The sequence below is a fragment of the Pseudomonas sp. CFBP2511 genome (genome assembly GCF_030209255.1).
GTDB classification, from domain to species: Bacteria; Pseudomonadota; Gammaproteobacteria; order Pseudomonadales; family Pseudomonadaceae; genus Aquipseudomonas; species Aquipseudomonas avellanae.
The window spans coordinates 185,903-194,458 of record NZ_JARVSI010000016.1 but is presented as its reverse complement, the minus strand read 5'-3'; the positions used below and the strand labels follow the sequence as shown (position 1 = coordinate 194,458).

The window sequence follows — 8,556 nt, the reverse complement described above, 5'->3', positions numbered from 1 at the left end:
TAGGTGTCTGGGCTGGCGCGTGAGCAACGATAATCTCGACCATCGTGCGACGCTCCGCGTCGCATGCCGTTCTGGACGCTCTGCGTCCGGTCTTGAAAGTGCTGCGTGTCACGCCTGTTCCGTTGTCCCGATGAAATTCGCCAGTTCCGGAGTTTTCGGGTTGGCGAACAGTACTTTCGGGTCGCCGACTTCATGCACCTTGCCCTGATGCATGAACACCAGTTTGTCGCCCACTTCACGGGCGAAGCGCATTTCGTGGGTGACCATGATCAGGGTCATGCCGTCCGCCGCCAATTGACGCACGACGCTGAGCACTTCGTTGACCAGCTCCGGGTCCAGCGCCGAGGTGATCTCGTCGCACAGCAACACTTTGGGCGACATGGCCAGCGCGCGGGCTATTGCCACACGTTGCTGTTGCCCGCCAGACAGGCGATCCGGGTATGCATCGAACTTCTCGCCCAGCCCGACACGCTCCAGCATCGTTCTCGCCAGTTTCGCGGCTTCCGCTTTTGGCACCTTCTGCACGACCTGCGGCGCAAGCATCACGTTCTCGCCAACGCTCAGGTGCGGGAACAGATTGAACTGCTGAAACACCATGCCGACCTTCTGGCGCAGGGTGCGCAGATCGGCGCGTGCCGCGTCCAGGTATTCGCCATCGACTTCAATCACGCCGTCGTTGATCGACTCCAGCCCGTTGAGCGTGCGCAGCAGGGTGCTTTTACCCGAGCCGCTGCGACCGATGATCGCCACCACCTGGCCTTCCTCGACCGAAAGATCGATGCCTTTGAGGACGTGATGATCGCCATAGTATTTATGCAGGGCGGAAATTCTAAGCAGAGGCATGCAGTCTCCTTTCCAGATGGCGCGCGCACAGCGACAAGGGGTAGCAGAGGATGAAATAGCCCAAGGCAACGAAGCCATAGACCATGAAAGGTTCGAACGTGGCGTTGGCCAGCATGCTGCCGGTCTTGGTCAGCTCGGTAAAACCGATGATCGAAGTTACTGCTGTGCCTTTGACCACCTGTACGGAGAAGCCGACCGTCGGGGCAACCGCGATGCGCAGCGCTTGAGGGAGGATCACGTAGCGCATCTGTTCCAGTGGCGTCATCGCCAGGCTGGCCGAAGCTTCCCACTGGCCCTTGGAGATCGACTCCACGCAGCCGCGCCAGATCTCGGCGAGGTAGGCGCTGGTGAACAGCGTCAGCGCCAGGGCCGCAGCAGCCCACGGCGAAATGTCCATGCCCATCAGGGCGACCCCGAAGAACACCAGAAACAGCTGCATCAGCAGCGGTGTGCCCTGAAACAGTTCTATATAAAGCTTGGCGGTCACGCGCGGGCCGGATTTTTCCGACGTGCGCATGACCATCACCAGCAAGCCGATCAAACCGCCGCCGATAAAGGCCACCAGCGACAGGGCCAGGGTCCATTGCAGGCCGATCAGCAGGTTGCGCAGGATGTCCCAGAGAGTGAAATCCATCAGCTGCTCCTCGAAATGTAACGACGCCCGATCCAGGCCAGCAGCTGGCGGATCAACAGCGCCATCGCCAGGTAGATCAGCGTGGTCACAATGTAGGTTTCAAACGAGCGGAAGTTGCGCGACTGAATGAAGTTGGCAAAGAAGCTCAGTTCTTCGGTGGCAATCTGCGAGCAGACCGCCGAGCCCAGCATGACGATGATGATCTGGCTGCTCAGCGCCGGCCAGACCTTGCCCAGCGCCGGGACCAGCACCACATAGCGAAAGGCTTCATAGCGATTCATCGCCAGCGCTGCCGAGGCTTCAAGCTGCCCTTTGGGAATCGCCTGAATGCCTGCCCGAATGATTTCTGTCGAGTAAGCGCCCAGGTTGATCACCATCGCCAGCACGGCCGCCTGCCATTCCGAGATCTGCACGCCCAGCGATGGCAGACCGAAGAAAATGAAGAACAGCTGAACCAGAAACGGCGTATTACGGATCAGCTCGACGTAGATCGCTAAGATCGTCGCAAAGGGCTGGATCTTCCAGGCCCTGACGACGGCGCCGACAATACCGAGGCTGACACCCAGCAGGGTGCCAATGGCAGTCAGTTCCAGCGTGAACAAAGCCCCGCGCAACAGCACATCAATGTTCTGCAGGACCGGTGTAAAGTCGAAGTGATAAGCCATTGGTGAATCCTGTGACCGGAAAGCGGTGATCAGAGATCGGCGGGCAGCGGTTCCTTCAGCCAGGTCACGGACGCTTTTTCCAGCGTACCGTCAGCCTTGGCGGCGTTGAGGATCTCGTTGACCTTGCTCAGCAGTTCCGGCTGGCCTTTGTTCAAGCCGACATAAACAGGCGAATCCTTGAGCTTCACCTTCAGCGCTGGAATGCGCTTCGGGTTGCGCTCGCTGATTGCGACCATCACCACGTTACCGCTGGCGATCAGGTCGGTCTGACCGGCCAGGTAGGCGGCGATTGTCGAATTGTTGTCCTCGAAACGTTTGATGGTTGCGCCTTCCGGTGCAACTTTCGACAGTTCGATGTCTTCGATCGCGCCACGGGTAACACTGATGGTCTTGCCTTTCAGGTCAGCGATGTCCTTGACCGGAGAATCAGGCGGGCCGAACACAGCCAGGTAGAACGGTGCATACGCGCGGGAGAAATCGATGACTTTCTCGCGGTCCGGGTTCTTGCCCAGGCTTGAGATCACCAGATCAACCTTGCCGGTGGTCAGAAACGGAATGCGGTTGGTGCTGTTGACCGGCGTCAGTTCCAGCTTGACCTTCAGCCTGTCGGCCAGCAATTGCGCTGTGTCGATGTCCAGGCCGCGTGGCTTCATGTCCGGGCCGACCGAGCCAAAGGGCGGGAAATCCTGCGGAACGGCCACCTTCAAGGTGCCGCGCGCTACAACGTCGTCCAGGCCGTTGGCGTGGGCGGGTGTCTGACTCAACATCAGACTGGCAAACAAGGCAGTAAGCAGGGCGCTGTAACGCTTGGTCATGTGAAGTCTCCGGGCGAAACGAAAGATGTTGGTCAGTCTCCAGTGCACAGCGCATGCCATCCACTCGTTACGCGCCACAACTCGGGGTTTTCAGCATGATTACGGTCTTACTGGTCTGACCAGTTGGCGGCGCGCACGCCCTGCTTTGGCGCGCCTCAAGCCCCGGCCGCCCCAGCGCTGGGCGTCGCTTGCCCAATCGACGGGATGACGTTAAAAGGGATTTTTACTGGACTGACTGGCCTGAACAGTGATGCCGAACACTTCACTCGCAGTACCCGAATCAGCCCTGCGGGCCATTCGCAAGTTGATTGCCGAGCAAGGGTACAAGCCTGGCGAAAGCCTGCCGTCGCAGCGCGATCTGGCGGTTTTGCTGGGGGTCAGTCGTGCATCGCTGCGCGAAGCTCTTTCATCGCTCAGCGCGTTGGGCGTGGTCAGCGTTCAGCCCGGTAAAGGCGTGTTCGTGCAGTCGATTTCTGAACCAGAACAGCGCACGGGCGGATTTTCCTGGCCGTTCGACGCTCAGGTTTCACCTGCTGATACCTTCCAGTTGCGTTATGCCCTGGAAGGTTTCGCTGCGGGGCTGGCCGCCGTGACCCTGACCGCCGACGAGCGCGACGTGCTGGAAGACAACGTCGAAGCCATGCGCCTGGAGTTGCGCAGCGGAGATTTCGAGGCGGCGGCCAGGCTGGATTTCGAGTTTCATCGGCATATTCTGGTCGCCAGTGGCAATCAGGCCATGCTGGGGATCGTCACCGCAGGCGCCGATATTTTTCTGGAAAGCCAGAAAATGCCGTTCATACGCGCGGCCAGGGTTATGGAAACCTGGCAAGAACACCGCAAGATCCTTCGCGCGCTGGCCCGCCATGCGTCGGGGCCTGCGCAAAAAGCCATGCAGGAGCACATACGAGGCGCAGCGCTGCGCACCGGTATCGTGTTCGTTTCGCCCTCTGGCTGAAAGCCCGTGATAACGCCCGTCATGCGCCATCATAGCCAGAGTCAATGAACCTTCGCTTCCTGAATGACTTGAGGCCCGCTATGATGAGCGTCGTTTTTAGCCTATGACCTCGGAGACTTCCATGAGCAACGACCTGATCAAACACGTCACCGACGCCAGCTTTGAAGCCGACGTACTCAAGGCTGATGGTGCTGTACTTGTTGATTACTGGGCTGAGTGGTGTGGCCCGTGCAAGATGATTGCCCCGGTACTGGACGAAATTGCAACTACCTATGCCGGCAAACTGACCATTGCCAAACTGAACATCGACGAAAATCAGGAAACCCCGGCCAAGCATGGCGTGCGTGGTATCCCGACGCTGATGCTGTTCAAGAATGGCAACGTCGAAGCGACCAAAGTGGGCGCTCTGTCGAAGTCGCAGCTGGCCGCGTTTCTCGACGCCAACATCTGAAGCACTTCAAAGCCCCGCAAATAGCGGGGTTTTTTTCGGGTGTCGTACTAGACGCCTGGAAAATCAGGTGGTACATTCGGCCCCGCAACGGCTTCTCCGTTGCCCCCTGCTAGCCGTCGCCGACGCTCTCCTTTCGATTTAGTACGCGATCCTGTCGCCTTTTCTGCGGCGCGGCCTCATTAAGCCAAAAGCTTAATTTCCCCCTCCATACATGATTACGTCATTCCCCATATGAATCTGACTGAACTCAAGCAAAAGCCGATTACCGAATTGCTCGAAATGGCCGAACAGGCTGGCATCGAAAATATGGCCCGTTCGCGTAAGCAGGACGTCATTTTTTCCCTGCTTAAACGGCACGCCAAAAGTGGCGAGGAAATATCCGGTGATGGCGTGCTGGAGATTCTCCAGGACGGCTTCGGTTTCCTGCGCTCTGCAGACGCGTCCTACCTGGCCGGCCCGGATGACATCTACGTCTCCCCTAGCCAGATCCGCCGTTTCAACCTGCGTACCGGCGACACCATCGTTGGCAAGATCCGTCCACCCAAGGAAGGTGAGCGTTATTTCGCTCTGCTCAAGGTCGACACGATCAACTACGATCGTCCTGAAAACGCCAAGAACAAGATTCTGTTCGAAAACCTGACGCCGCTGTTCCCGACGATCCGCATGAAGATGGAAGCCGGTAACGGTTCCACCGAAGACCTTACCGGTCGTGTGATCGATCTGTGTGCACCGATCGGTAAAGGTCAGCGTGGTCTGATCGTTGCTCCGCCAAAAGCGGGCAAGACCATCATGCTGCAGAACATCGCGTCGAACATCACGCGTAACAACCCGGAAGTGCATCTGATCGTTCTGTTGATCGACGAGCGCCCGGAAGAAGTGACCGAAATGCAGCGCACCGTGCGCGGCGAAGTGGTTGCCTCGACATTCGACGAACCGCCAACCCGTCACGTACAGGTTGCCGAAATGGTGATCGAAAAGGCCAAGCGCCTGGTCGAGCACAAGAAAGACGTCGTTATCCTGCTCGACTCCATCACCCGTCTGGCGCGCGCCTATAACACCGTCATCCCGAGCTCCGGCAAGGTACTGACCGGTGGTGTCGACGCTCACGCACTCGAAAAGCCAAAGCGTTTCTTCGGTGCTGCGCGAAACATCGAAGAAGGCGGCTCGCTGACTATCATCGCCACCGCACTGGTTGAAACCGGTTCGAAGATGGATGAAGTCATCTACGAAGAGTTCAAGGGTACGGGCAACATGGAGCTGCCTCTGGATCGCAAGATCGCCGAGAAGCGCGTGTTCCCGGCCATCAACATCAACCGCTCCGGCACACGCCGCGAAGAGCTGTTGACCGCTGATGACGAGTTGCAGCGCATGTGGATCCTGCGCAAGCTGCTGCACCCGATGGACGAAGTCGCGGCTATCGAGTTCCTCATCGACAAGCTCAAGCAGACCAAGACCAACGACGAGTTCTTCCTGTCCATGAAACGCAAGTAACAGACAGGCTGGCTCAAAAAATGGTGTCCTTCGGGGCACCATTTTTTTTGCCTGTGCGCCGTGGATTTGCTGCCTTGGAGGGCGGGAGCAGGTACGATGTGCGTCTATTTGGATAAATGGCCGGGTTAATGAAATTCAAAGATCTAAGGGATTTCGTGCAGCAGTTGGAGCAGCGCGGAGAGTTGAAACGCATTCAGATGCCGATCTCGCCTGTGCTGGAAATGACTGAAATCTGTGACCGTACCTTGCGCGCCAAAGGCCCGGCCCTGCTGTTTGAAAACCCGGTTGGCTTTGATATTCCGGTGCTGGGCAACCTGTTCGGCACGCCGGAGCGCGTGGCCATGGGCATGGGCGCGGAAGCCGTCACCGAGCTGCGCGAAATCGGCAAGTTGCTTGCGTTTCTCAAGGAGCCCGAGCCGCCCAAAGGCCTGAAAGATGCCTGGTCCAAGCTGCCCATCTTCCGCAAAGTCATCGCCATGGCGCCCAAGGTCGTCAAGGATGCACCCTGCCAGGAGATCGTCATCGACGGTGATGACGTCGATCTCGGCATGTTGCCGGTGCAGACCTGCTGGCCGGGCGATGTCGCGCCGCTGATCACCTGGGGCCTGACCGTGACCAAAGGCCCGAACAAGGAGCGGCAGAACCTCGGTATTTATCGCCAGCAGGTCATCGGCCGCAACAAGATCATCATGCGCTGGCTCAGCCATCGCGGTGGCGCGCTGGACTTCCGCGACTGGTGCGTCAAGCATCCTGGCGAGCCTTATCCGGTGGCCGTCGCACTGGGCGCGGACCCGGCGACCATTCTCGGTGCCGTGACGCCGGTGCCCGACAGCCTGTCCGAATACGCCTTCGCCGGGCTACTGCGTGGCTCGCGCACCGAGCTGATCAAGTGCCGTGGCAGCAACCTGCAAGTGCCAGCCAGTGCCGAAATCGTGCTTGAGGGCGTGATTCATCCGGGCGAGATGGCCAACGAAGGCCCCTACGGCGATCACACCGGTTATTACAACGAAGTCGACAGCTTTCCGGTGCTCACCGTCGAGCGCATCACCCACCGCATCAAGCCGATCTACCACAGCACCTACACCGGGCGTCCACCGGACGAGCCGGCTATCCTGGGTGTGGCGCTGAACGAAGTGTTCGTGCCGATTCTGCAGAAGCAGTTTCCGGAAATCGTCGATTTCTACCTGCCGCCCGAGGGGTGCTCTTACCGCATGGCGGTGGTGACCATCAAGAAACAGTACCCCGGCCATGCCAAGCGCGTGATGCTGGGCGTCTGGTCGTTCCTGCGCCAGTTCATGTACACCAAATTTGTGATCGTCACCGATGACGACATCAATGCGCGTGACTGGAATGACGTGATCTGGGCCATCACCACCCGCATGGACCCCAAGCGCGACACGGTCATGATCGACAACACGCCCATCGATTACCTCGATTTTGCCTCTCCGGTGTCTGGATTGGGATCAAAAATGGGCCTGGATGCCACTAACAAATGGCCAGGGGAAACCACCCGCGAATGGGGCAGGGCGATCGTCAAGGACGAAGCCACCACGCGCCGGGTGGACGAGATCTGGACTCAGTTGGGAATAGACTGATGCGTGTAACCTTGCAGCCCTCGGGTGCGGTACTCGAAACCCTGCCGGGCGAGCGGATTCTGGATGCTGCACAGCGGCTGGGCCATGAATGCCCGCAAAGCTGTCGCAACGGTAACTGCCATGTCTGCTCGGCCTTGCTGGTCGAAGGCCGGGTCATGCAGTCGGGGCAGGTGCTCGACCACGGCGAGATTCATACGTGTGTGGCCGAACCGCTGGAAGCGTGCGTCGTGCTGTGGGATGGCGTGCTGGCCAAAGGTGAACTGCCGGTACGCAGTTTTGCCTGCCAGTTGAGCGAGTGTGTCGAGATCGGTGGCGACGTCTGGCGTGTGGGCCTGCGCGCGCCGGCCGGCAAACCGCCGCGCTATCACGCCGGGCAGTACCTGATGATCGAGCGGGAGAACGGCGAGAAGTCGGCGTTTTCCATCGCATCAGCACCGCACAGCGGTCGTGAGCTGGAGCTGCACGTGCTGGCCCGCGAAGACAGCGCACGCAGCCTTATCGAACAACTGCAACGCAACAAAATGGCGCGGGTCGAACTGCCGTTTGGCGACACCCACCTTGCCGAGTTGCCGAACGGGCCTTTGGTGCTGATCGCTGCCGGTACGGGCATGGCGCAAATGAACAGTTTGTTGGAACACTGTCGCTCCACAGGCTTTAGTCATCCTGTGCACCTGTACTGGGGCGTGCGTCGCCCCGAGGATTTTTACCAGGTCAGCCACTGGGATGAGTGGGCAACCCTGCCGAACCTATTCCTGCACAAGGTCGTCAGCGATCTGTGCGGTTGGGAAGGGCGCTGCGGCCTGCTGCACGAGGCAGTTTGCGAGGACATCAAGGATCTCTCGGCGGTTCACGTGTACGCCAGCGGTTCGCCGGCAATGATCTACGGGACGCTGGACGCGCTTGTCAGTGCCGGTATGGATGCGCATCAAATGCGCGCAGACGTGTTTGCCTACGCACCACGTCCGTGATGCCGGACTGACGGCTGTATAACTGGAGTGTAAATTGCTACAACTGCTTATAGCTTCTGGCGATGTCACGAGTCGCCAGATGCCTTTTTGAAAAGACAGGCCTGTGGTCTGTAGCAACAACCGAACCACGACACCCTGA

Annotated in this window: 9 protein-coding genes; 5 read left to right on the top strand and 4 right to left on the bottom strand. The window is 59.0% G+C overall.

Annotation, left to right across the window (positions count from 1 at the left end):
• Window positions 1–108: 108 nt before the first annotated feature.
• The 4 genes from QRN38_RS14820 to QRN38_RS14805 are packed head-to-tail and all read right to left on the bottom strand — an operon-like array spanning window position 109 to window position 2,957.
• Window positions 109–843: an amino acid ABC transporter ATP-binding protein gene (locus tag QRN38_RS14820; protein ID WP_005768429.1), complete on the bottom strand. Its 735-nt coding sequence runs from the start codon at window positions 841–843 to the stop codon at window positions 109–111.
• Window positions 830–1,480 carry an amino acid ABC transporter permease gene (locus QRN38_RS14815; protein ID WP_032642453.1) on the bottom strand — a complete coding sequence of 217 codons (651 nt, stop codon included), beginning with the start codon at window positions 1,478–1,480 and terminating at the stop codon, window positions 830–832. Before QRN38_RS14815 ends, QRN38_RS14820 begins: the two co-directional genes overlap by 14 nt.
• Window positions 1,477–2,142, bottom strand: a complete 666-nt coding sequence (locus QRN38_RS14810; protein WP_007247318.1) for an amino acid ABC transporter permease — start codon at window positions 2,140–2,142, stop codon at window positions 1,477–1,479. The genes QRN38_RS14815 and QRN38_RS14810 overlap by 4 nt, the downstream gene beginning before the upstream one ends.
• Window positions 2,143–2,171: 29 nt before the next feature.
• Entirely contained in the window at window positions 2,172–2,957 is a 786-nt protein-coding gene (locus tag QRN38_RS14805) for a transporter substrate-binding domain-containing protein (protein WP_005768426.1), read from the bottom strand.
• A gap of 250 nt (window positions 2,958–3,207) precedes the next feature.
• On the opposite strand from QRN38_RS14805, the gene QRN38_RS14800 reads away from it, so the two are divergent.
• From QRN38_RS14800 to QRN38_RS14780, 5 genes are all read left to right on the top strand, one after another.
• Window positions 3,208–3,912 (top strand): FadR/GntR family transcriptional regulator, encoded by a 705-nt coding sequence (locus QRN38_RS14800; RefSeq protein WP_007247319.1) that lies wholly within the window; start codon window positions 3,208–3,210, stop codon window positions 3,910–3,912.
• A 121-nt stretch (window positions 3,913–4,033) separates the two neighbouring features.
• Complete coding sequence (gene trxA / locus QRN38_RS14795) at window positions 4,034–4,363, top strand: thioredoxin TrxA (RefSeq protein ID WP_003380053.1); 330 nt, start codon at window positions 4,034–4,036, stop codon at window positions 4,361–4,363.
• 231 nt (window positions 4,364–4,594) lie between these two features.
• On the top strand, window positions 4,595–5,854 hold the full coding sequence (gene rho, locus QRN38_RS14790) for a transcription termination factor Rho (protein ID WP_002551560.1): 1,260 nt from the start codon (window positions 4,595–4,597) through the stop codon (window positions 5,852–5,854).
• Window positions 5,855–5,982: 128 nt separating this feature from the next.
• Window positions 5,983–7,449, top strand: a complete 1,467-nt coding sequence (gene ubiD / locus QRN38_RS14785; protein ID WP_007247320.1) for a 4-hydroxy-3-polyprenylbenzoate decarboxylase — start codon at window positions 5,983–5,985, stop codon at window positions 7,447–7,449.
• Window positions 7,449–8,417, top strand: coding sequence for a CDP-6-deoxy-delta-3,4-glucoseen reductase (locus QRN38_RS14780; RefSeq protein ID WP_005768422.1), 969 nt, complete (start codon window positions 7,449–7,451; stop codon window positions 8,415–8,417). The genes ubiD and QRN38_RS14780 overlap by 1 nt, the downstream gene beginning before the upstream one ends.
• Window positions 8,418–8,556 lie beyond the last annotated feature (139 nt).

Coding starts and splice junctions, on each gene's coding strand:
- QRN38_RS14820 (WP_005768429.1), bottom strand. CDS start 843: ATGCCTCTGCTTAGAATTTCCGCCCTGCATAAATACTATGGCGATCAT.
- QRN38_RS14810 (WP_007247318.1), bottom strand. CDS start 2,142: ATGGCTTATCACTTCGACTTTACACCGGTCCTGCAGAACATTGATGTG.
- QRN38_RS14805 (WP_005768426.1), bottom strand. CDS start 2,957: ATGACCAAGCGTTACAGCGCCCTGCTTACTGCCTTGTTTGCCAGTCTG.
- QRN38_RS14800 (WP_007247319.1), top strand. CDS start 3,208: ATGCCGAACACTTCACTCGCAGTACCCGAATCAGCCCTGCGGGCCATT.
- trxA (WP_003380053.1), top strand. CDS start 4,034: ATGAGCAACGACCTGATCAAACACGTCACCGACGCCAGCTTTGAAGCC.
- rho (WP_002551560.1), top strand. CDS start 4,595: ATGAATCTGACTGAACTCAAGCAAAAGCCGATTACCGAATTGCTCGAA.
- ubiD (WP_007247320.1), top strand. CDS start 5,983: ATGAAATTCAAAGATCTAAGGGATTTCGTGCAGCAGTTGGAGCAGCGC.
- QRN38_RS14780 (WP_005768422.1), top strand. CDS start 7,449: ATGCGTGTAACCTTGCAGCCCTCGGGTGCGGTACTCGAAACCCTGCCG.